Source organism: Massilia sp. LXY-5 (assembly GCF_059801075.1).
This window is the reverse complement of sequence record NZ_JBNNEH010000002.1, coordinates 940,077-962,699: the sequence shown is the minus strand read 5'-3', so window position 1 is coordinate 962,699 and position 22,623 is coordinate 940,077. Positions and strand designations below refer to the sequence as shown.

Sequence of the window (22,623 nt, the reverse complement as noted above, 5' to 3'; positions counted from 1 at the left end):
CCGGGCCTCCACAGCGGCATGCCGATGCCCGTCCGCCCCCCTCATGCGGACCTGCGCCAGTTCCGCATCAGCAAGCGCGAGAGTCAGGAAAAATTCTGGGGACGTTTCGGCGTGACCCAGTCGAGCGGTAGCCGCTTCGAGACCGGCCTAGCCATTCCGGCGCCGGTGGCGATCCTCTTGAAGCTCTACGTCAACGGCAAGCTCAACGATGGTGATCTTCAGGGTTGATCAGACCCAGCGAGATCGCCTTGACCACCGCCTGCTGACGTGTGTTGACGTTGAATTTCTGACGCACGTTAGCCAGGTGGAAGTTGACGGTCGCCTCGGAGCAACGGGTGATCATCGAGATCTCCCATGACGACTTGCCGGCCATCACCCAGTTGAGCACTTCCAGCTCGCGCCGGGTCAGGCGCGGCACATCGTCCTTCCCCGCCGACTGGGTAAAGCGTTGGGAGGAAGCGAAGGCGTAATCGCGCACCAGGGTCAGCGCCGGCGTGACCTGCGCCATATCGCGCGCGAATCCGGCACCGGGTTTGGCATCGGACGCAAAGCTGAGCACTCCGAACTCCCCGTTCGGACCATGGATCGGCAGGGTCACCCCGGTGACGATGCCATGGCTGGAGGCCTCCTCATACAGGGCGCTCTGGGCGTCGCCGACGAAGAGGTCCGGCTCCCAGACAATCGGCAGGGAACTGGTGAGGCAATGGCCCACCGTCGGGTCGACATAAGCGAGATGTTCGGCGTCGTAGTGTTGGCGCCACTCGGTCGAATAATTACTTTGCAGGAAAGCGCGCTCGAACTGGGCGTGGCGCGAACTGACGATTCCGAACAAGACCTGGTCGAAACCCAGTTGCTCACCCAGCCCAACCAGCGCCCGACTCCAGCTGGCGACATCTTTGCTGTTCAACAGCTGCACAAGCTGTGCAGTTTCGATCATGGCGCTCGCTCTTTTTATGTCAGATAAACCTGCATATTTTATTCCGCTATTTCACGAAAATCATGCACTGTAGTAATCTTAACAAGGTTCGCGCGCTTGTAAACGACTATTTAATGTAGTGAATACACAACATGCAGCCTGCATGTAATTTTTAATCGTGCGCCACAGAAACGAAATTTCTACTACCCTCCTGCGCTGGCGATTTAACATTCCCAGATGCAATTTTTATTCTGGTTGTAGAGCTTGACTTGATATCGCACAAGAGTATCGTTCCGTATTCCCGCTTATTGCCTTTTTACAGTTTTTAACGCGCAGTTTCCCCTGTGCGAAATCTGCGCTTGCCGCTGCGCCGACAAAACAACGCCATACCACTTTCCAAAACAAGGATTAAACGTCGATGAACACAATGACCGACATGGCCGAACAGCTGGACGTCAAGCTCCTGCTCGCAACGCTTATGGCCCTGAAAAAGGGTGACTTTTCGGTACGCATGCCTTCCGACTGGACTGGCGTCTCGGGCAAGATTGCCGATACCCTGAACGACATCATCGAGACCAAATCGAAGATGGTCGAAGCCGTGACCGAAGTGTCGCGCGTCGTCGGCCGCGAAGGCCACCTGACCCAGCGCGCGGACGTGCCGGGCGTGGTCGGCGGCTGGAGCACCATCATCAGCTCGGTCAACACCCTGATCGACGACCTGGTGCGCCCGACCACCGAGATGGCGCGCGTCATCGGCGCCGTGGCGAAGGGCGACCTGTCGCAGACCATGGCGCTGGAAGTGGACGGGCACCCGCTGAAGGGCCAGTACCTGCGCGCGGCGACCACCGCGAATACGATGGTGGAACAGCTCTCCTCCTTCTCTTCCGAAGTGACGCGCGTGGCGCGGGAAGTCGGTACCGAAGGTAAACTCGGCGGCCAGGCGCAGGTGAAAGGCGTGGCGGGTACCTGGAAGGACTTGACCGACTCGGTCAACTCGATGGCGGGTAACCTGACCTCCCAGGTGCGTAACATCGCGGAAGTGACGACCGCCGTGGCGAACGGCGACTTGTCGAAGAAAATTACGGTGGACGTGCGTGGCGAGATCCTGCAGCTGAAGGACACGATCAACGTCATGGTGGACCAGCTGCGTTCCTTCGCATCCGAGGTGACGCGCGTCGCGCGTGAGGTGGGTACCGAGGGCAAGCTGGGCGGCCAGGCATACGTGCCGGGCGTCGGCGGTACCTGGAAGGACTTGACCGACAACGTGAACTTCATGGCCTCGAACCTGACGGGCCAGGTGCGTAACATCGCGGCGGTGACGACCGCGGTGGCGAACGGCGACTTGTCGAAGAAGATTACCGTGGACGTGAAGGGCGAGATTCTCGAACTGAAGAACACGATTAACGTCATGGTCGACCAGCTGTCCTCCTTCGCATCCGAGGTGACGCGCGTGGCGCGAGAAGTGGGTACGGAAGGAAAGCTGGGCGGCCAGGCGCAGGTGAAGGGTGTTGCGGGTACCTGGAAGGACTTGACCGACTCGGTGAACTCGATGGCGGGTAACCTGACCGGCCAGGTGCGTAACATCGCGGACGTGACCACCGCCGTGGCGAACGGCGACCTGTCCAAGAAGATTACGGTGGACGTGAAGGGCGAGATTCTCGAGCTGAAGAACACGATCAACGTCATGGTCGACCAGCTGAACTCCTTCGCATCCGAGGTGACCCGAGTCGCACGGGAAGTGGGTACCGAGGGCCGCCTGGGCGGCCAGGCGAACGTGCCTGGTGTTGCGGGTACCTGGAAAGACTTGACCGACGGCGTGAACTCGATGGCGGGTAACCTGACCGGCCAGGTGCGTAACATTGCGGACGTGACGACCGCGGTGGCGAACGGCGACCTGTCGAAGAAGATTACCGTGGACGTGAAGGGCGAGATTCTCGAACTGAAGAACACGATTAACGTCATGGTCGACCAGTTGTCCTCGTTCGCATCCGAGGTGACGCGCGTCGCGCGTGAGGTGGGTACCGAAGGTAAGCTGGGTGGACAGGCCTACGTGCCGGGCGTCGGCGGTACCTGGAAGGACTTGACCGACAACGTGAACTTCATGGCCTCGAACCTGACGGGCCAGGTGCGTAACATCGCGGCGGTGACGACCGCGGTGGCGCGTGGTGACTTGTCGAAGAAAATTACCGTGGACGTGAAGGGCGAGATTCTCGAACTGAAGGACACGATCAACGTCATGGTCGACCAGTTGTCCTCCTTCGCATCCGAGGTGACCCGCGTCGCACGTGAGGTCGGAACGGAAGGTAAGCTGGGCGGCCAGGCAAACGTGTCCGGTGTCGCGGGTACCTGGAAGGACTTGACCGAGAACGTCAACCAGCTGGCGGCAAACCTGACCAACCAGATGCGCGCGATCGGTGAAGTGGCAACGGCCGTGACCCGTGGTGACTTGTCGCGCTCGATTCAGGTCGAAGCGCGCGGCGAGGTGTCCTACCTGAAGGACAACATCAACGAGATGATTCGTAACCTGAAGGAGACCACGCAGAAGAACGCGCAGCAGGATTGGCTGAAGACCAACCTCGCCCGCTTCACGCGACTCCTGCAGGGCCAGCGCGACCTGGGCGCGGTGACCAAGCTGATCCTGTCCGAACTGGCACCGCTGGTCTCGGCGCACCACGGCGTGTTCTACATGATGGACTCGCAGGAAGCCGATGCCCGCCTGCGGATGATCGCATCGTATGGCTATCGTTCCAGCCGCAAGCTGCCGACCTCGTTCTCGCCGGGCGAAGGCCTGGTGGGCCAGTGCGCGCTCGAGAAGACCCGCATCTGGCTGACCGACGTCCCGCGCGACTACATCGTCGTCTCCTCGGGCCTGGGGTCGGCGCCGCCGAACAACATCGTCGTGCTGCCGATCCTGTTCGAACAGCAGGTCAAGGCCGTGATCGAAATTGCTTCGCTCGACCGCTTCACCGAGACCCACCTCTCCTTCCTCGACCAGCTGATGGAGTCGATCGGCGTCGTGTTGAACACGATCGAGGCGAACAGCCGTACCGAATCGCTGCTGACCCAGTCGCAGTCGCTGGCGCAGGAACTGCAGCAGACCAACCAGGAACTGGCGGAAAAGGCGCGCCTGCTGTCCGAGCAGAACATCGAGGTGGAACGCAAGAACCGCGAGGTGGAGCAGGCGAAACTGGCGCTGGAAGAAAAGGCGACCCAGCTGGCCCTGTCCTCGAAGTACAAGTCCGAGTTCCTTGCGAATATGTCGCACGAACTGCGTACTCCGTTGAACTCGCTGCTGATCCTGGCGCAGCAGCTGTCCGATAACCCGGAAGGCAACCTGTCGGGCAAGCAGGTGGAATTCGCAAAGACCATCCACGGCTCCGGTTCCGACCTGCTGACCCTGATTAACGACATTCTGGACTTGTCGAAGATCGAGTCGGGTACGGTCACCCTGGACGTGTCGGAATACCGCTTCGCCAACCTGCGCAACTACGTGGACCGCACCTTCCGCCACATGGCCGAAGCCAAGCACCTCGGCTTCCAGGTCGACCTTGCGGAAAACCTGCCGACCGCCGTGATGACGGACACCACGCGCCTGCAGCAGGTGTTGAAGAACCTGCTGTCGAACGCCTTCAAATTCACCAGCCACGGCCAGGTCGCGCTGCACATCAGCCTGGTGACCAGCGGCTGGACGGCGGACCACCCGCACCTGCTGCATGCGGACGCGGTGCTCGCGTTCTCGGTCAGCGACACCGGTGTCGGCATCCCGTCCGACAAGCTGCAGCTGATCTTCGAAGCCTTCCAGCAGGCCGACGGCTCGACCGCCCGTAAATACGGCGGAACCGGCCTGGGCCTGTCGATCTCGCGCGAACTGGCGCGCCTGCTGGGCGGCGAGATTCGCGTGGAATCGACCGTCAACGTCGGTTCGATCTTCACCCTGTACCTGCCGTACAACCGCGCCGGCTTCATCAACTACGAAGCGACGCGCCAGCCGCAGCCGGCCCGCCTGGTCGCGCCAAGCGCAGCACCCCTGTCCGCACCGGTGGTCTACACCCCGGCGCAGGTCGAGGAAAGCGGCGTGGCCACCATCGAAGTCCAGGCCCCGACCAACAGCAACCTGGTCGAATACGCCTCGATGCTGGATGACCGCGGCCTGATCGCCCCGGGCGACCCTTCGGTGCTGATCGTGGAAGACGACGACCGCTTCGCCAAGACCGTGCTGGAACTCGCGCGCGAGAAGAACTTCAAGGGCATCGTCACCCACCGCGGCGACTCGGCCCTGTCGCTGGCGCGCGATTACCTGCCGTCGGCGATCCTGCTCGACATCGACCTGCCGGACATCGACGGCTTCACGGTGCTGGATCGCCTGAAGCGCGACCCGAGCACCCGCCACATCCCGGTGCACGTGGTCTCGGCACTGCGCGAGCGCGAGCGTGCGCTGCGCCAGGGCGCGATCTCCTTCCTGAACAAGCCGGTGGAACGCGAGGTCCTGGAAGATGAATTCAATCGCATCCAGAAGTTCCTGGTCGGTGGCAAGCGTTCTTTGCTGGTGGTGGAAGACGACATGGCCCAGCGCGAGTCGATCGTGGCCCTGATCGGCGACAGCGACCTGAACATGGTGACCGTGGAAACCGGCAAGGCCGCGATGGAAGCGCTGGACGCCCAGCACTTCGACTGCATGGTGCTCGACCTGACGCTGCCGGACATCTCGGGCTTCGAGCTGCTGGACGAAATCGGCAAGAAGCCGGCCCTGCGCGACCTGCCGATCGTGATCTACACGGCGCAGGAACTGAACCGCAAGGAAGTCACGAAGCTCAAGAAGTATGCGAAGACCATCGTCATCAAGGATGCCCGTTCGCCGGAGCGCCTGCTCGACGAAACGGCGCTGTTCCTGCACCGTTCGCACGCCTCGCTGCCTGAACTGCAGCGGCGCATGCTGGAAGAGATCCACGCGGCCGATGGCGGCCTCGCCGGACGCAAGGTGCTGATCGTCGACGACGACCTGCGTAACATCTTCGCGCTGTCGTCCTTGCTGGAGCGCCAGCAGATGCAAGTGCTTTTCGCGGAGAACGGCCGGGACGGCATCGAAGTGCTGGAGAAGGATCCGACCATCGAGATCGTCCTGATGGACATCATGATGCCGGAGATGGACGGCTACGACACGATGCGCGCCATCCGCCGTATTCCGAAGTTCAAGTCGCTGCCGATCATTACCCTCACCGCGAAAGCGATGAAGGGCGACCGCGACAAGTGCATCGCCGCCGGCGCTTCCGACTACATCACCAAGCCGGTCGATGTGGCGCAGCTGCTGTCGCTGATGCGAGTGTGGCTGCATTGACCGCCTTTGCCGCCTTCGCCGCTTCGCTGGCTGTCGAGGAACTGGAAATCGAACTGTTGCTGGAGGCTTTGACCCAAAGGCACGGCTACGATTTCCGCGACTACGACCGCCAGCTGGTGCGGCGCAAGCTGCTGGGCGTGATGGGCGTACGCGAGCTGAAAACGGTCTCCGCGCTGCAGGAACGGGTGCTGCACGAGCCGGGCGCCGCATCCGGCGTGCTGCGCGCGCTGGCGGTGCGTCCGGCCGGACTGTTCGACGATCCGGCCGGGGCACTGCACGCACGCCAGGTGCTGGGCGCGAACCTGCGTTCGGCCGCCTTGCCGAAGCTGTGGCTGGCCGAATGCGCCGGCATCGGCGAAGCCTGGACGCTGGCGATCCTGCTACAGGAAGAAGGCCTGCTCCACCGCAGCGAGATCTTCGCCACCATGGCCAACGACGAGTTGCTGGCCGAAGTACGCGAAGCGGGCATCGATGCCGACAGCCTGCCCGGGCTGCAGGAGAACTACCTCCTTGCGGGCGGCACCGGAACGCTGGCGGACTATTTCGAGGTGCAGGACGGCCGCGCGCTCCTGCTGCCGCGCCTGCGTTCGCGCATCACCTGGGCCGGCCACAACCTGGTGACGGACGCCTCGTTCAACGAGTTCCAGGCCATCCTCTGCTGCCGCGCGCTGGCCGACTTCGGCCCGATGCTGCGCCAGCGCGTGCTGCGCCTGTTCTACGAGAGCCTGTCGCGTTTCGGGGTGCTCGGCATCGACCGCGAGCTGGCGCCGGGAGATGCGCATGCGGGGGCCTACAAGCCGCTGCTGCCGGACTTGCCGTGGTATCGGCGGGTGGAGTGAGTTCTTGTGAAGGGCGGCGCTTGCCGCCCTTTTTTATCCCTATTTCGACCCGATCGCGCTCGGCCGCTCCGCAATCCGGTCGCGCCAGGCCTGCAGGTTCGCCATCCCCTCCTCGCCCGGCCTGAAACGCAGCAGGCCGCGCCCGAATTCGAGCGCGCAGAAGGCGGTGATGTCGGCAATGGTAAAACGCTCGCCGGCCACATACGGCTGGCGCGCCAGCACCTGGTCGAGCCAGCGCGCGGTGATGCGCATCCTGTCGGCCTGCGCCGCGCCATACTCCTTGAACTGCGGCTGCTCCAGCGGCGCCAGCGCCGGGTGCGTGTGGCGCGCGCTGTGCGCCGTCTCCAGCAGCAGGTGCAGTTCCATGCGGCGGTCCGCCATCTCGATGAAGGCGCGCTCCTCGAAGTCGACGCCCATCAGGTTCGGCTCGGGATAACGGCCCTCGAGCCAGGTGCAGATCGCACGCGTCTCGCTCAGCACGCGGCCGTCGTCGAATTCCAGCGCCGGCACCCGCCCGAGCGGGTTCTTGGCCAGGAAGCGCTCGCTCCTTTGTTCGCCGGCCAGGATGTCGACCACCTCGGTCGCTATCCCGGTGATGCCTTTTTCGAGGATGAACATGCTGACCCGGCGCGGGTTGGGCGCATGGCTGCTGATATACAGTTTCATAGGTCTCCTTCGGTTTTGTTGTAATGATCTTCCATGGGAATCATAGCCGCAAACAGGCTGCCCGGCGACGCGCCGCGGCGATTCAGCTCTTAACAGATTGACACTCCCCCGGCCCGGCGCTAGATTGGCGGATTGCCTGCCTTCGACGAAAGAACCCATGCACCGCAGCCTGCTCTCCGCCGCCCTCGTCCTTGCCTTCTCCGGCCTGGCCGCCCTGCCCGCCGGCGCCGCCCCGGCCGCACCGACAACCAGCATCGAAGCGACGACCCAGCTGCCGCGCGGCGTGCGTCCGCTGCACTACGACATCGCGCTGGTGCCGGACGCGCAGAACGCCCGCTTCGGCGCCCAGGCCGCGATCGATCTCGAGATCACGGTCCCGACCAGCAGCATCACCCTGAACGCGGCCGACCTGGCGTTCACGCGCGCCTCCCTGGCGCCGCGCACCGGCGCCGCACTGGACGCGAAAATCGCCATCGACGACAAGGCGCAGACCGCCACCTTCCGCTTCGCCAGGCCGCTCCCGCGCGGACGCTACAAGCTCAGTCTCGACTACACGGGCGCGATCGGCAGCCAGGCCGTCGGCCTGTTCTCGCTCGACTACAGCACGGGCGAGGGCAAGCGGCGCGCCTTGTTCACCCAGTTCGAAAACTCCGATGCGCGGCGCATGATCCCGTCCTGGGACGAGCCGGCCTACAAGGCGAGCTTCGCCCTGCGTGCTACCGTGCCGGCGGGCGAAATGGCCGTCAGTAACATGCCGGTGAAATCCAGCACCACGCTGCCCGACGGCCGGGTCGAGCTGCGCTTCGCCGATACGCCGAAGATGTCCACTTACCTGCTGTTCTTCGCGCTGGGCGACTTCGAGCGCGCAACAGCAACGGTGGACGGCACGGAACTGGGCGTCGTCACGCGCCGCGGCAGCCTGCCGCAGGCGCGCTTCGCACTGGAGTCGTCGCAGGCCGTCCTGCGCGAGTACAACGATTATTTCGGCGTGCGCTATCCGCTGCCGAAACTCGACAACGTCGCCGGCCCGGGCCGCAGCCAGTTCTTCGGCGCGATGGAAAACTGGGGCGCGATCTTCACCTTCGAATACGCGCTGCTGCTGGATCCGGCGATTTCGACCCAGCACGACAAGCAGGAAGTCTTCGCCACCGCCGCCCACGAAATGGCGCACCAGTGGTTCGGCGACCTGGTCACCATGCGCTGGTGGGACGACCTCTGGCTCAACGAAGGCTTCGCTTCCTGGATGGAGTCGCGCATGACGGCGCGCCTGCATCCCGAGTGGAACACGGCGCTCGAAGCGGTGAACAACCGCGACGCGGCCATGCGCCGCGACGCGCTCGCCACCACCCATCCGGTGGTGCAGCACGTGAAAACCGTCGAGCAGGCCAGCCAGGCCTTCGACGAGATCACCTATCAAAAGGGCGAAGCCGTGATCCGCATGCTGGAAGCCTATGTCGGCGAAGACGCCTGGCGCCGCGGCGTGCGTTCGTACATGCGCGAACACGCCTACGGCAACACGGCCTCGAACGACCTGTGGCGCCAGGTCGAGCGCGCCGCGGCGAAACCGGTGACGGCGATCGCGCACGACTTCACGCTGCAGCCGGGGGTGCCGCTGATCCGCGTCGGCGAGCCCGTGTGCAAGGGCGGCAGCATGACGGTGGCGCTGAGCCAGGGCGAATTCTCGCGCGACCAGCCGGCGCGCAAACCACTGAACTGGCGCGTGCCCGTCATTGCGCAGGCGACCGCCACGACGGGGCCAAACCCGGCCGAAGCGCGCACGCTGGTCGCCGGCGGCAAGGGCAGCCTCACCCTGCCCGGCTGCGGCCCGGTCGTCGTGAACGCCGGCCAGAGCGGCTACTACCGCACCCTGTACAGCCAGGACGGCTTCGCGCAACTCACGAAGGGCTTCGCCGCGCTGGCGCCGATCGACCAGCTCGGCATGCTGAGCGATACCTGGTCGCTCGGCATGGCCGGACTGCAGCCGGCCTCGAACTTCCTCGACCTGGCCGATGCCACCGCGGCGGGCGCCGATCCGCAGGTCTGGGCGCTGGTTGCCCGCGGTTTCGGCAGCCTGCACGCGATGTATGGCGAGGACAGGGCCGGCCGCGCGCGCCTCGACGCCTATGCCGTCCAACGCCTGGCGCCGGTGATGGCGCGGATCGGCTGGAACGCGCGCGCGGACGAACCGACCTCGCACGCCAACCTGCGTGCGCAGCTGATCTCGACCCTGAGCCAACTGGGCGACCAAGCCACGATCGATGAAGCACGCCGCCGCTACGCCGCCATGGAAACCGACCCGACCGCCGTGCCGGGCGCCCTGCGCAAGACCATCATGGCAGTCGTCGCCGCCCACGCCGATCCTGCCGCCTGGGAAGCGCTGCGCCGCGCCGCCCAGGCAGAGAAATCGCCGATGATCAAGGACGCGATGTATGCGCTGCTGGCCTCGAGCGAGGACCCGGCGCTCGCCGAACGGGCGCTGGCGCTGGCCCTGGGCGACGAGCCGGGCGCGACGAACGGTGCGGCGATGATCGCGATGGTGTCGCACAGCCATCCGGAACTGGCCTTCGATTTCGCGCTGGCCAACATCAAGGCCGTCAACGAGCGCGTCGACGCCACCTCGCGCAGCCGCTACCTGCCCGGCCTGGCCGGCAGCGCCGCGACGCCGGCGATGATCGAGAAGGTGCGCGCCTATGCCGAGGCCCACATCGCACCGGAAGCGCGGCGCGATGCCGAGACCGCGATCGCCGCGATCAAGGACCGCATCAAGGTGCGCCGCGAACGGCTACCGGAGATCGATGCCTGGCTCGCGCAGCGCGCCAGGTAAGCGGGTCGCCGAACTCGGCGCCGCTGGTGCGGCTTATCCGTTCATCCGCACCGTGCCGTCGACGATCTTGACCCGGTCCCCGTCGTGCCATTCCGGCGCTGCCGCGTGTGCGATGGTCCGGCTCGACCCGTTGCTCATGCGGATCGTCGTTTCATAGCTGCGCGTCGCCCTTGCCTGTTTTTCGATCTGGTTGCCGGCAAAGGCGCCGCCGATCGCGCCGACCACCGTCATCGCTTCCTTGCCGTGACCGCCGCCGACCTGGTTGCCCAACAGGCCGCCGACGACGGCCCCACCCGCCGCACCCAGGCCGCTTCCGTCGCCGCGGGTGCTGACTTCCCGGATCGACTCCACGACCCCGCAATTGCCGCAGGCCAGTGCAGGCGCACTGTGCGCCGGCTCGGCACGGGGCTGGCGATGGACGGCCGGGGCGCTTGCCGCGCGCGGATGCGTTGCATGCGTCGCTGCCTGTTGTGCAGGGACGGCCGGCGACGCCAGCGTGGCCACGTTTGCATTGTTGCTCGCTCCGGTCGACGGCAGCCATCCGAGGATGGCCGCGGTGCCGGTCAGGCTCACCAGCACAATGGCGGCGCCGGCAATGATCAGCATGGGATGGGTGCGGTTTTTCGAAGCGGTGGTAGGGGACATGGTCATGATGATTTCTTCTTAGTGAGGGGGAATTCAGGTGAGACGGGGAACCGGTCGGGAGTTCGTTTCTTCTTGAGCGGTTTGCACCAGGCACGGTGCGCAGGCATCGTTATCCGCTCTTCGGCAAGGCGGCTCTGCCGGCTACCGCACATAGCGTGAAACGATGCGTCGAACGGAATGTGCCGATCTTTTTTGCGATAAAAGCGATGCACGGGATGCAGGACGACCAGCCGTACTGCTGGAAGGCCCAGGCCAATGCCACGATGCTGGACATTGCCATCACCAGGGTCGGCGATGAAAACGGGTGCAACCAGGGGGCGGAACACAGACTCGTTATTTTTGTATGAAAATTTGCCGGACTCATGACTTGACTTTCGTTGACCATTTCCTGCCTTGAAGCATGAGGCTCATGCAAACCAGGAAATGTTGGAAGGCGCATTCGTTCGCGGCGCTGACTTCGTGCTGCACTATCGCGTTTCGCCAACGCCGGCTCCGTTCGGTACCGCGCTTAGGTCGGGGAAAATGTTTGCCGAAATAGTTGTAGGTTTTATAACCCCTTCGTGCTACCCTGCGCTCATCCATACCTCAGTAGACAAAGAAGCCAGCGCCGCGTGCCCCCCATACAAGACCCGAACCAGAATCACCTCCTCGCTGCCCTGCTCGACGCCGAGTTCGACCGTCTCTCCCCTCATCTCGAATGCATTCCCCTCCTGCTCGGCGAAGTGCTCTGCCAGTCCGGCGGCACGCTCGATTACGTTTATTTCCCGACGACGGCCATCATTTCGATCCACTACCTGCTGGAAAACGGCGGCTCGTCGGAAATCGCGGGCGTCGGTAACGAGGGCGTGCTGGGCGTTGCGCTGTTCATGGGCGGCAGTACCACGCCGAGCCGCGCCGTGGTCCAGACCGGCGGCTTCGGTTATCGCCTGCCGGTACGCGTCCTGATGGAAGAATTCAACCGGGCAGGCCCGGTGATGCGCCTGCTGTTGCGCTACACCCAGGCCTTGCTCACCCATATGTCGCAAACCGCGGTATGCAACCGCCACCACACCGTGGAGCAGCAACTGTGCCGCTGGCTGCTGCTCACGCTCGACCGTCTTTCGTCCAACGAACTGACGATGACGCAGGAGCTGATCTCGAACATGCTGGGCGTGCGGCGCGAAGGCGTGACCGAGGCCGCCGGCAGGCTGCAGGGATACCGCTACATCAGTTATCGGCGCGGCCACATCACGGTACTCGACCGCGCCGGCCTCGAGCAGCATGTATGCGAATGCTATGGCGTGGTCAAGAAGGAATTCGGACGGCTGCTGTCGGACGTGCGCCAACGCCAGCCGGTGGCCCGGCCGGGCCTGGCCGCCTGAACACCCCCTTTTTCCCGTTACCGTCCGCCAGGCTTGCCGCCCCTGGCCGGGCATTGGAGTCCATCATGCAACATATCGGATATTTTTCCGTCAGAAACCTGGCGGCGGCCGGCTTCGCCGCCAGCCTGGCCGTGCTGGTCCTGGTGAGCGCATTCGCACTCCAGCATGCCGACGGCCCGGCAATGACGGTGCGCGTCACGGCAAGCCTGGGCCTGCTGCTGTGTTTCCTGGGCGGTTTGCTGCTGCTGGCCAGGAGCCAGTCGCGCCAACGCAGCGCCATGCAGGCGAAGCTGCTGTCGGCACCCTTGTTGAAAACCGGGGCGCTGCAGGACGCGATTTTTAACAGCGTCAACTTTTCAAGCATTGCCACCGATGCCGACGGTGTCATCCAGATCTTCAATGTCGGCGCCCAACGCATGCTCGGCTATGCGCCCAGCGACGTGGTGAACAAGCTGACGCCCGCCAGCATCTCGGACGCGCACGAGCTCATCGTCCGCGCGGCATCCCTGAGTACCGAGTTCGGCACCGCCATCAGTTCCGGCTTCGACGCGCTTGTCTACAAGGCGGTACGGGGTATCGAGGACATTTACGAATTGACGTATATCCGTGCCGATGGAACACGCTTCCCGGCACTGGTGTCGGTCACCGCCCTGCGTGGCCCGAACAGCGAGGTGATCGGGTTCCTGCTGATCGGGACCGACAATACGGCCCGCAAGCAGGTCGAGGCGGAACAGTCGCTGCTCGACCAGCGCCTGCGCGACCAGCATTTCTATACGCGCTCGCTGATCGAATCGAACATCGACCCGCTGATCACGACCGACCCGCGCGGCATTATCAGCGACGTCAACCAGCAAACGGAGATGCTGACCGGCCGCACGCGCGACGAACTGATCGGCGCGCCGTTCAAGGGCTGCTTCACCGAGCCGCAACGTGCCGAAGAGGCGATCACCCGCGTCCTGCACGAAGGCAAGGTCACGAATTATGAACTGACGGCACTGGCACGTAACGGCAAGGAAACGGTGGTGTCGTTTAACGCGACGACCTTCCATGACCGCGACCGCAAGCTGCAAGGGGTCTTCGCCGCGGCGCGCGACGTCACCGAGCGCAAGCACTTCGAACATGCGCTGCAGGTGACCAACGGCGAGCTGGTCGCCGCCCGGGAAGCGGCCGAGAAGGCCAACCGTGCCAAGTCCGAATTCCTGTCGAGCATGAGCCACGAGCTGCGGACCCCGCTCAATGCGGTGCTCGGTTTTGCCCAGCTGATGGGTTCGGAAGTGCCGCCACCGGAGCCGCGCCAGCAACGCTCGATCGACCAGATCCTCAAGGGCGGCTGGTATTTGCTGCGCCTGATTAACGAGATACTGGACCTGTCCATGATCGAGGCGGGCAAGGTGACCATGTCGCAGGAATCGATGTCGATTAACGATGTCCTGCAGGACTGCAAGGGGATGATCGAACCGCAGGCGACGAAACGGGGCATTGCAATGCGCTTCCCGGAACTCGACAACATCCTGTATGTGCACGCGGACCGCACCCGGATCAAGCAGGTCATGATCAACCTGCTGTCGAACGCCATCAAATACAACGGCATCGGCGGCAGCGTGACGGTCGAGTGTGCCAACAGCGGCGCCGATCGCGTGCGCATCAGCGTCAGGGACACCGGCGCCGGCCTCTCCGCCGACCAGCTTGCGCAATTGTTCCAGCCGTTTAACCGCCTCGGCCAGCACGACAGCGTCGAAGAAGGCACCGGCATCGGACTCGTCGTCACGAAACAACTGGTGCAACTGATGGGCGGGCAGATCGGCGTGGACAGCGTGGTCAACCAGGGAACGGTATTCTGGGTCGAGTTTGCGGCGTCCGCGCCGCCCACCCTGGTACTGGACAATATTGACGAGGAATCCCTCGGGCGCCGGCAAACGGCGGCCACCGGCCTCGATGAGCAGCCGACCCTGCTCTACGTTGAGGATAATCCGGCCAACCTCGCCCTCGTCGAGCAATTGATCGCGCGCCGAGGCGACCTCAAACTGCTGACGGCGATCGACGCGCATCTCGGCATCGAACTGGCGCGCGCCTACCTGCCCGACGTGATCCTGATGGACATCAACCTGCCGGGCATGAGCGGCTACGGAGCGCTCAAGCGCCTGCACGAGGATCCGGTCACCGCACATATCCCGGTGCTGGCGCTGTCGGCGAATGCCGTTCCGCGCGACATCGAAAAAGGACTGGAAGCCGGCTTCTTCCGTTACCTCACCAAGCCGATCCGCGTACACGAATTCATGAACGCCCTCGATGTCGCCTTGCTGCACGCCGCCAGCCATCGGGGCCTCCAGCCGCCGAACACCACCAATATCGATATCCCGATGCACATTCCGAGGAACTGCCATGCTTGACGCTAATGAAATCCTGAACGCAACGATCCTGATCGTGGATGACCAGGAGGCAAACGTCTTGCTGCTCGAGCAAATGCTGCGCAACGCGGGCTATCGGCACATCACGACGACCCAGGATCCGCGCGTGGTCTGCAGCCTGCACCAGGAGCAGCGCTTCGACCTGATCCTGCTCGACCTGCAGATGCCGGAAATGGATGGGTTCGAGGTGATCGACGCGCTCAAGGCGATCGAGGGCGGGGGCTATCTTCCGGTGCTGGTCATCACCGCCCAGCCGGCGCACAAGCTGCGCGCGCTGAAAGCGGGCGCGAAAGATTTCGTCAGCAAGCCATTCGACTTTGTCGAAGTACAGACGCGTATCCACAATATGCTCGAAGTGCGCCTCCTGTACCGCCGGCTCGGCGATCACAACCGCCTGCTCGAGCAGACGGTCCTCGAACGCACCGCCGAGCTGCGCCGGAGCGAAGCACGCTTCCAGCGCTTTACCGAACTCTCGTCCGACTGGTATTGGGAGCAGGACCCTGCGGGGGCCCTCACACAATTCTCGGGCCCAGTGGAAGAGATGCTTGGCATCAACAACAGCGTTACTGCCGAGGAAATGGCAGCGGCGGGCTGGAACCTGGCCGAGCGTGCGACGCTTGAGGCCAAGATTGCGAATCGGCAGCCCTTCCTCGACTTTATCTACAGCCGAACCTTGCCGGACGGACGCGTTCAAACCCTGCAGGTCAGCGGCGAACCGATGTTCGACGCGGCCAGTGCATTCGCCGGTTACCGGGGCATCGGACTCGATGTCAGCGAACGCATGCTGCGCGCCTGAACGGTAGCGCGAGCCCGGCCGTGCAAAAAAAAAAGGCGCTGTTCGCGTTGAGTGTGGAATCTTCTTGAACGGCTGAGGTCCAACCCGGACTTCACCCGTGAGGAGGTTCGCATGCATGCACGCAAGTTCGAGCACTTCCTGAAGAACCTGGCCGCGCTGACCCGGCGCCAGCGCGAGCGGCTGCTCGGCCTGCTGCTGCCAACGGTCAAGCGCGATCGGACGGTGGACGTCATCGAGCAGGCGAGCGCGCCACAACTTGCCTGTCCCGGTTGCGGCGCGCAGCAGTTTCACAAGCACGGCCGCGCCAACGGGCTGCAGCGCTTTCGTTGCCGCGCTTGCGGCCGCACCTGCAATGCGCTCACCAACACGCCGCTGGCGCGCTTGCGCCACAAAGGGCGCTGGCTCGATTACCTGGGCGGCATGCTCGACTCGCACAGTATCCGGCGCAGCGCCGCCCAGCTCGGCGTCGCCGGCGCCACCAGCTTTCGCTGGCGCCACCGTTTTCTCGCGCTCACTCAAAACGACCGGCCCCAGCGCCTGGCCGGGATCGCCGAGGCCGACGAGATGTATGTGCTCGAATCACACAAAGGGTCCCGCTCGCTCGAGCGACCTCCACGCAAGCGCGGCGGCAAAGCGACAAAACGCGGCATTTCGAACGAGCAGATGTGCATCCTGGTCGCCCGCGACCGGACCGGCCAGACGCTCGACTGGGTCCCCGGCAAGGGGCCGGTGACGCGGGCGCAATTGCACCAACATTTGAAAGTGCGCCTGGAGCCGGACGTGTTGCTGGTGACGGACGCCCATGCGGCCTACCGGCATTTCGCGCGCGAAGCCGGGATCACCCACCAAACGGTGAACTTGCAGGCGGGAATCCGGGTGCGCGGCGCACTCCACGTCCAGAACGTGAATGCCTATCACAGCCGCCTGCGCGGCTGGCTGCAGCCGTTTCGCGGGATTGCAAGCCGTTACCTCGGCAACTATCTCGGCTGGCGCTGGGCGCTCGACGGCGCCCGTATCAAGACGCCAGAGGCTTTGCTGCGAGCGGCAATCGGCATATTCCACATTTAACGCGAACAGCGCCAAAAAAAACCGCCTGCATGCAGGCGGTTTTGCGTCGTACTGCGGGAACGGCAATTACCAACCGATGTCCTTGAACAGTTCGAAGGTCAGGTCGGTCGGTGCCGTCACCGAGTGGGTCAGGTCGGCGCTGATCGCCGGCTCCATCAGCTGGTTGCGCGTGGCGCTCGTATTGTAGTGCGAGACCGACGAGCCCGGCTGGTACGGATTCGGCGTGAACATCGTGATGCGGCGCTGGGCATCGGCGCCCGAGAGCGAGCTCCTGGAACGCTGCAGCTTGGCCACGGTGCCGTTCGTATTGCCGTTCGCCCTGGTCAGGCTGGCGGCGAGCTGCACGCCGTCCGCCTGGCTCACGCGCACGGCCGGGATGGTGATCGATGGATCGGCACCGCCCAGGCCCGTGACCGCGCCCGGTGCGTTGTCCGCCACGATCACGCCGGTCGCGCCCGCGTTCTGCGCGTTCTTGACCTTGACCACGAAACCGCAGGTACCGCGGCTGACCAGTGCGATCTTGTTGCGCACCGCTTCGGCATTGGCGGCGTTGAACGGGGTGCAAGCCGAGCCCGGGCTGTCCGCCTGCAGGGCGACCTGGGCAACCTGGCCGGTCAGCGGCGACTGGTCCAGCTTCGGACCGAAATCGGCTTCGCCCACAGCGTACAGGTCGCCGCTCGGCGAGTTGGCGCCCGCGCCGACCACGCGCAGCTCGGCCGTGGCGGTCAGGACCGACGGCACGGCCGCGGTCACGCGCGGACCGGTCCAGGACAGGCCCGAAGGCTTGAGCGCGGATGCGGCACGCTCGGCATTGGTCATGTCGACCCACAGCTTGCCGGTCGTGTTGTCGAGCAGGTAGTGGTCCCAGGCCGACGGGTAGCCGGCGAACTGGGCGCCGGTGGCGCCATTCGTGAAGGTCTGGAAGCCCAGGCCGTGGCCCATCTCGTGCAGCAGGGTGGCGACGAAGTCGATGTTGCTGCCCTCGTTGGCGTCCAGGCCGAGGTAGAAAGAGCTGCCCGCCAGGCAGTTGGCCTTGCCCAGGTCGGAATTGAAACGGGCATTGATCTGGGCGCCGGGGTTGTCCGAAATCTCGCTGCCGTACAGCTTGTTGGCCAGGGCGTAGGAATAGACGGTGCCGGCCTTCGGCGCGCCCGGGAAGTCGGCGAACACCTGGGTGGCCCCGGCGCTGCCGAGCACGGCGCTGGTGGCGGTACAGGCCAGCGGCGTGAACTGCGCATTGACGACGATCGGCACCGACGAGGTCAGGGTCGCGCCCCAGATATTGGCGGCGTGCGTGAACGCGATCAGGCGTTGCTGGCCGATGGTGGTGCCGGTATTGCCGCCGACCGGGGTGGCCGGGGTCGGATCGTTGAAGCCGACGCCGGGCGCGTTCAGGTTGTTGATCACGACCTTCGCTGCCGCCTGGGCAGAACCCATCGCGGCGAACGAGAGGGCCAGGCTTGCTGCCACCAGGGTCAGGCTTGGGAGCTTATTGAACTTCATGCTGGTGCTCCTCGGAGTGCTTGGTCACTGGGTTGGTCAGGGCGGTTTCGGCGGCGGTCTTGCCGTGGATGCAGTCGGCTTCGAGTTTGCCGTCGGCGGTGCGGTGCACCACCGAATACGACACCGACTCTTCGTCGACATAGGCGGCAGCGATGCCGTTCTGCTGCAGGCGGACGACGCCTGCGGCCGGGGCGCCGGCGGCCTGGCGCGCCGCTTTCTGGGCGGCGCGGTCGGCGGCGCGCAGTTCATTCAGCTGTTTTGCTTCTGCGGCCGTCGCGTTGCGGATCTTGCCCGTGCGTGGATCTTTAGCAACGACCTGGTCGGCCTGGCCGGCGGCGAAGGCCGAACCAGCGAGCACCAGTGCCGCCGTGGCGGCGACGCAGCGCAGTGTGAATGCAGGTTTACGCATGTTTGTTTATCTCTTGGAAAAATGAACTTCGATCGGTGCATCTTTTCTTTCCGGTCTTGGCGCCGGTTGTCGAGAACTATAGCTTCGGCGACAATCAGCCCCCGGGAATGTTGTCAAAAATATTGTATTGTTCTCGAGCCAAAACAGCGTGCATTGTTCGGCCCATACTCTGAAAAGACAGAGGCTGTTATGCGAGCTCGTGTGTTGTTTTCGCGCTGAGGCCGGTTCGGCCGGGGCCGGAATACCGCTCCCGATGCTTTAGATCGCCACCGCACCCTGCCGCGCCGCGATCCATTCGTCGAGCCGCACCGCGCTGCCGGGTGCCATGTGCAAGCCGAGCTTGCTGCGGCGCCAGAGGATGTCGGCGCTGCTGCGCGCCCATTCGTGCTGCATCAGGTAGTCGATCTCGGCCGCGTACAGGCCGGGCAGCACTTCCGGTCCCATGTCCGCCAGGCTCTCGCGGCGTGCCAGCAGCAGATGGATGCGGGTGCCGTAGGCGCGAGCATAGCGCTCGAACAGGGGCGCCGGCAGCCAGGCATAACGGCCTGCCTGGCGCGCGCTCCAGGCGCCGAATTCCAGCACCCCGCGCTTGTCCGGACGCGGACCGTAGAGGTCGCCACCGGGCAGGCAGGCCTGCTCCGTCCAGCCCGCGCAGTGACTGTGACCCGCGCGGCCGAGCGCCTGCCCGATCCAGTCCACGGCCTGCTCGGCCAGCTTGCGGCTGGTCGTGATCTTCCCGCCGAAAACGGACAGCAGCGGTGCCCCGGCCAGGTCGGGCTCGAGACGGAAGTCGCGCGTGGCGGTCGCCGCGCTGGCGGCCGCATCCTCGACCAGCGGACGCACGCCGGCATAGCTCCACAGCACGTCGGCAGGCGTCACCTGGCGCGTGAAATAGCGGTTCACCAGCTGGCACAGGTAGACCGTTTCCTCGGCGCTGATCGCCACCTTGTCGAGCTCGCCGCGGAAGTCGACGTCGGTGGTGCCGACCAGGGTAAAGGCGCCTTCATAGGGCAGTGCGAACACGATGCGCCCGTCCGGGTGCTGGAAAATATAGGCGTGCGCGTGTTCGAACAGGCGCGGCACGACGATGTGGCTGCCCTTGATCAGGCGCAGCGCCTGGCCGCCCGCCGCATTCGTGGCGCCGTGCAGGAAGCGCGCGGCCCAGGGGCCGGCGGCGTTGACCAGGCAGCGCGCCGTCACGTGCACGTGGCGCCCTTCTCCCTCGAGCGTGGCGTTCCAGCCGTCGGGGTGGCGCTGCGGCGGGTTGCAGCGCGCATGGGTCAGGATGACGGCGCCGCGCTCGCGGGCGTCCAGCGCATTCAAGACGACCAGCCGGGCGTCGTCGACCCAGCCGTCGGAATACATGAAGCCGCGCGTGTACTGCGGCTGCAGCGATGCCCCGGCCGGGTGGGTGCGCAGGTCCACGCCCTGCGAGCCGGGCAGGAATTCGCGCCGCGCCAGGCGGTCGTACAGGAACAGCCCGGCGCGGATCATCCAGGCCGGGCGGGCGCCGGCGTCATGGGGCATCACGAAGCGCAGCGGACGCATGATGTGGGGCGCGCTGCTGAGCAGGGTTTCGCGCTCGGCCAGGGCCTTGCGCACGAGGCCGAACTGGCGCTGTTCGAGGTAGCGCAGGCCGCCATGGATGAGTTTGCTCGATGCCGAGGAGGTATGCTGGGCCAGGTCGTCCTTTTCGCACAGCACCACGCGGAGGCCGCGTCCGGCCGCGTCGCGCGCGATGGCCGCGCCGTTGATGCCGCCGCCGACGATCAGCACGTCGCACTCGTACCGCTTCGGTGTGTCATCCACGGGGCCTCCTTCAGGATCACAAACCGATCCAGTGTATGCCGCCTCCATGTCGCCATGTTCGCATGGATCAATGGGTCCGGCACCAGGAAAATCCGCGTGCGCGCCTCCCGGCACGCGCACGCCCATGCCGGCCGCAAGCGTTCGTCCGCCCTGTAGAATCCGGGTATGAGAACGACGAACCGGATCTTCTGATGGCCCAGCAACGCGCCTGGGTGCGCATGCCGTCGGGCAAGCGCCTCGACCTGCTGAACCCGACCCCCTTCGACTGGGACGACGCCGACCTCGCGCTCGGCCTGGCCCGCACCTACCGCTGGGGCGGGCATTCGGCCTGGCCCCTGCCCCTGTCGGTGGCCCAGCATTCGATCACGGTCATGCTGCTGCAGCGCGCCGCGCTCGGCGACCGGGCCGAACCCCTGCTCGAGCTGCGCGAACTGCTGCACGACGCCGAGGAAGGCCTGCTCGGCTTCGATGCGCTGTCGGTCATCAAGCCCTTCCTCGGCGAAGGTTTTCATGCGCTGACGAAACGGCTGGAACACGTGGTCTTCCTGCGCTACGGCCTGCCGTCCTGGACCCCGCTCGACCATGCGCGCCACAAGCGCGCCGACCGCCTGGCAGCGGCCAGCGAAGCCGTGCACGTGGCCGGCTGGTCGCGCGAGGAAGTACGCAGCACGCTCAAGATCCAGGCCGCCGTATTGGAGGATGATCCGCTGGTCGCGCGCTATGGCGGCCGGCCCTGGGAGCCATGGCCGCCGGCGCTGGCCGCCGAGCGTTTTCTTGCCGAACTGCATCGGCTAACGGCAGCGATCCGCTAAGCTCGACGGCATCGTATGGAGGAGACCCCGATGAAACGCATTCTCAGCCTTGTCGCAGCGCTCGCGCTCGCCCTCCCTGTCCAGGCGGCATGTAACGCAGCCGATCAGTTAGTACAAACCTATGGCATCTCGTTTTCGGGTTTCAGGAAGCAGATCCCGAAAGCGCCACGGCCGCTCGAACACGGTGTGCGCACGGCGGACCTGGTCGTCATCCGCCTGCCGAACCAGAAGGGAGACGTGCCCGACGGCTTTGCCCATTCGGCCCTGATCAACAAAGACAACAAACAAGCGTGGATACGGCGCAAGGGCGGCTTCGTACCGGTGGACGAATGGTATGGGCCGGTCAAGCTGGAAACGGTGGATCTCGGGGGCTGTGTTGTCGAACCCTGGCGCTGACAAGGCCGCCGGCCTCGCCGACGCCGCGCAACTCCTGCGCGAAGCGCATTCGCTCCTGATCTGCGCCGGCGCCGGCATCGGCGTCGATTCCGGCCTGCCCGACTTTCGCGGCAACAGCGGCTTCTGGCAAGCCTATCCGGCCTTGCGCGCATCAAACATTGCCTTCCACGAGATCGCCAATCCGGCATCCTTCGCCGACGATCCTGCCCTTGCCTGGGGCTTCTACGGGCATCGCCTGCAGCTCTACCGGGACACGGTGCCGCACCCGGGGTTCACGATCCTGCGCAGGTTGGCCGCCGATATGCCCGGCGGCGCCTTTGTCTTCACGAGCAATGTCGACGGCCAGTTCCAGCGCGCCGGCTTCGACGAGGCGCGCATCGTCGAATGCCACGGCTCGATCCACCACCTGCAATGCACCCTGCCCTGCTCGAACGCGACCTGGACGGCGGACGCATTCATGCCGCTGGTCGACGCGCAGGCTTGCCGGCTGCGCTCGGCGCCGCCGCGCTGTCTGCATTGCGGGGCGCTGGCCCGGCCCAACATCCTGATGTTCAACGACGGCGACTGGATCGCGAACCGGACCGATGCGCAGTTCGAACGGCTGCGGCGCTGGCGCGCAAGGGTGCGCGGAATGGTCGTGATCGAACTCGGCGCCGGCATCGACATTCCCTCTGTGCGGCGCATGAGCCAGATGCAGGGCGTGCCGATCGTGCGCATAAATCCGCGCGCGTCCCAGCTCGACGGCCATCCGGGTGTTGCAATTTCGCTTACTGCACGGGACGCGCTCGAAGCGATGGCTGAGCTGATGCAGCGCAAATAATTGCAGCTAAGTCATT

General features: G+C 64.9%; 18 protein-coding genes. 11 read left to right on the top strand and 7 right to left on the bottom strand.

Features of this window, described 5'->3' with window-relative positions; genetic code table 11:
* Nucleotides 1-18 precede the first annotated feature (18 nt).
* Nucleotides 19-228, top strand: a complete 210-nt coding sequence (locus ACI48I_RS07900) for a helix-turn-helix domain-containing protein (RefSeq protein ID WP_227496754.1) — start codon at nt 19-21, stop codon at nt 226-228.
* Here ACI48I_RS07900 and ACI48I_RS07895 read toward each other — a convergent pair.
* Nucleotides 203-937: a helix-turn-helix transcriptional regulator gene (locus tag ACI48I_RS07895; RefSeq protein ID WP_498573821.1), complete on the bottom strand. Its 735-nt coding sequence runs from the start codon at nt 935-937 to the stop codon at nt 203-205. The two genes, ACI48I_RS07900 and ACI48I_RS07895, sit on opposite strands and share 26 nt — an antisense overlap.
* 397 nt (nt 938-1,334) lie before the next feature.
* Here ACI48I_RS07895 and ACI48I_RS07890 point away from each other — a divergent pair, with 397 nt between their 5' ends.
* Nucleotides 1,335-6,251, top strand: coding sequence for a hybrid sensor histidine kinase/response regulator (locus ACI48I_RS07890; protein WP_193685354.1), 4,917 nt, complete (start codon nt 1,335-1,337; stop codon nt 6,249-6,251).
* Complete coding sequence (locus ACI48I_RS07885; RefSeq protein WP_227496426.1) at nt 6,239-7,090, top strand: CheR family methyltransferase; 852 nt, start codon at nt 6,239-6,241, stop codon at nt 7,088-7,090. Before ACI48I_RS07890 ends, ACI48I_RS07885 begins: the two co-directional genes overlap by 13 nt.
* 39 nt (nt 7,091-7,129) lie before the next feature.
* Here the strand turns inward: ACI48I_RS07885 and ACI48I_RS07880 are convergent, their stop codons facing one another.
* The gene (locus ACI48I_RS07880; RefSeq protein WP_193685353.1) at nt 7,130-7,756 is read right to left on the bottom strand and encodes a glutathione S-transferase family protein; all 627 of its coding nucleotides are present in this window, start codon (nt 7,754-7,756) and stop codon (nt 7,130-7,132) included.
* A 157-nt stretch (nt 7,757-7,913) separates the two neighbouring features.
* Here ACI48I_RS07880 and ACI48I_RS07875 point away from each other — a divergent pair, with 157 nt between their 5' ends.
* The gene (locus ACI48I_RS07875) at nt 7,914-10,580 is read left to right on the top strand and encodes a M1 family metallopeptidase (protein WP_193685352.1); all 2,667 of its coding nucleotides are present in this window, start codon (nt 7,914-7,916) and stop codon (nt 10,578-10,580) included.
* 33 nt (nt 10,581-10,613) lie between these two features.
* Here the strand turns inward: ACI48I_RS07875 and ACI48I_RS07870 are convergent, their stop codons facing one another.
* Entirely contained in the window at nt 10,614-11,231 is a 618-nt protein-coding gene (locus ACI48I_RS07870) for a glycine zipper 2TM domain-containing protein (protein WP_227496425.1), read from the bottom strand.
* The gene (locus tag ACI48I_RS07865) at nt 11,228-11,551 is read right to left on the bottom strand and encodes a hypothetical protein (protein WP_193685351.1); all 324 of its coding nucleotides are present in this window, start codon (nt 11,549-11,551) and stop codon (nt 11,228-11,230) included. Before ACI48I_RS07865 ends, ACI48I_RS07870 begins: the two co-directional genes overlap by 4 nt.
* Before the next feature lie 285 nt (nt 11,552-11,836).
* On the opposite strand from ACI48I_RS07865, the gene ACI48I_RS07860 reads away from it, so the two are divergent.
* The 4 genes from ACI48I_RS07860 (at nt 11,837) to ACI48I_RS07845 (ending at nt 16,858) form a co-directional block, all read left to right on the top strand.
* Nucleotides 11,837-12,586 carry a Crp/Fnr family transcriptional regulator gene (locus ACI48I_RS07860; protein ID WP_193685350.1) on the top strand — a complete coding sequence of 250 codons (750 nt, stop codon included), beginning with the start codon at nt 11,837-11,839 and terminating at the stop codon, nt 12,584-12,586.
* A 278-nt stretch (nt 12,587-12,864) separates the two neighbouring features.
* Nucleotides 12,865-14,976: a PAS domain-containing hybrid sensor histidine kinase/response regulator gene (locus tag ACI48I_RS07855; RefSeq protein ID WP_498573975.1), complete on the top strand. Its 2,112-nt coding sequence runs from the start codon at nt 12,865-12,867 to the stop codon at nt 14,974-14,976.
* Entirely contained in the window at nt 14,969-15,790 is an 822-nt protein-coding gene (locus tag ACI48I_RS07850) for a response regulator (protein WP_498573820.1), read from the top strand. Before ACI48I_RS07855 ends, ACI48I_RS07850 begins: the two co-directional genes overlap by 8 nt.
* A 111-nt stretch (nt 15,791-15,901) precedes the next feature.
* Nucleotides 15,902-16,858, top strand: a complete 957-nt coding sequence (locus tag ACI48I_RS07845) for an IS1595 family transposase (RefSeq protein WP_498573819.1) — start codon at nt 15,902-15,904, stop codon at nt 16,856-16,858.
* Nucleotides 16,859-16,924: 66 nt separating this feature from the next.
* On the opposite strand, the gene ACI48I_RS07840 is transcribed toward ACI48I_RS07845, so the two are convergent.
* The 3 genes from ACI48I_RS07840 to glpD form a co-directional block, all read right to left on the bottom strand.
* Complete coding sequence (locus tag ACI48I_RS07840) at nt 16,925-18,361, bottom strand: PA domain-containing protein (protein ID WP_498573818.1); 1,437 nt, start codon at nt 18,359-18,361, stop codon at nt 16,925-16,927.
* Complete coding sequence (locus tag ACI48I_RS07835) at nt 18,348-18,770, bottom strand: post-PEP-CTERM-1 domain-containing protein (protein ID WP_193685346.1); 423 nt, start codon at nt 18,768-18,770, stop codon at nt 18,348-18,350. Before ACI48I_RS07835 ends, ACI48I_RS07840 begins: the two co-directional genes overlap by 14 nt.
* Nucleotides 18,771-19,028: 258 nt before the next feature.
* Entirely contained in the window at nt 19,029-20,579 is a 1,551-nt protein-coding gene (glpD, locus tag ACI48I_RS07830; RefSeq protein ID WP_227496424.1) for a glycerol-3-phosphate dehydrogenase, read from the bottom strand.
* A 191-nt stretch (nt 20,580-20,770) separates the two neighbouring features.
* Between glpD and ACI48I_RS07825 the strand changes: the two genes are divergently transcribed.
* From ACI48I_RS07825 to ACI48I_RS07815, 3 genes are read left to right on the top strand one after another with little or no spacing between them, the layout of a single operon-like run.
* Entirely contained in the window at nt 20,771-21,391 is a 621-nt protein-coding gene (locus ACI48I_RS07825; RefSeq protein WP_227496423.1) for a phosphohydrolase, read from the top strand.
* A 30-nt stretch (nt 21,392-21,421) separates the two neighbouring features.
* Nucleotides 21,422-21,787: a hypothetical protein gene (locus ACI48I_RS07820; RefSeq protein WP_193685344.1), complete on the top strand. Its 366-nt coding sequence runs from the start codon at nt 21,422-21,424 to the stop codon at nt 21,785-21,787.
* Entirely contained in the window at nt 21,726-22,607 is an 882-nt protein-coding gene (locus ACI48I_RS07815) for an SIR2 family NAD-dependent protein deacylase (protein WP_498573817.1), read from the top strand. The genes ACI48I_RS07820 and ACI48I_RS07815 overlap by 62 nt, the downstream gene beginning before the upstream one ends.
* Nucleotides 22,608-22,623 lie beyond the last annotated feature (16 nt).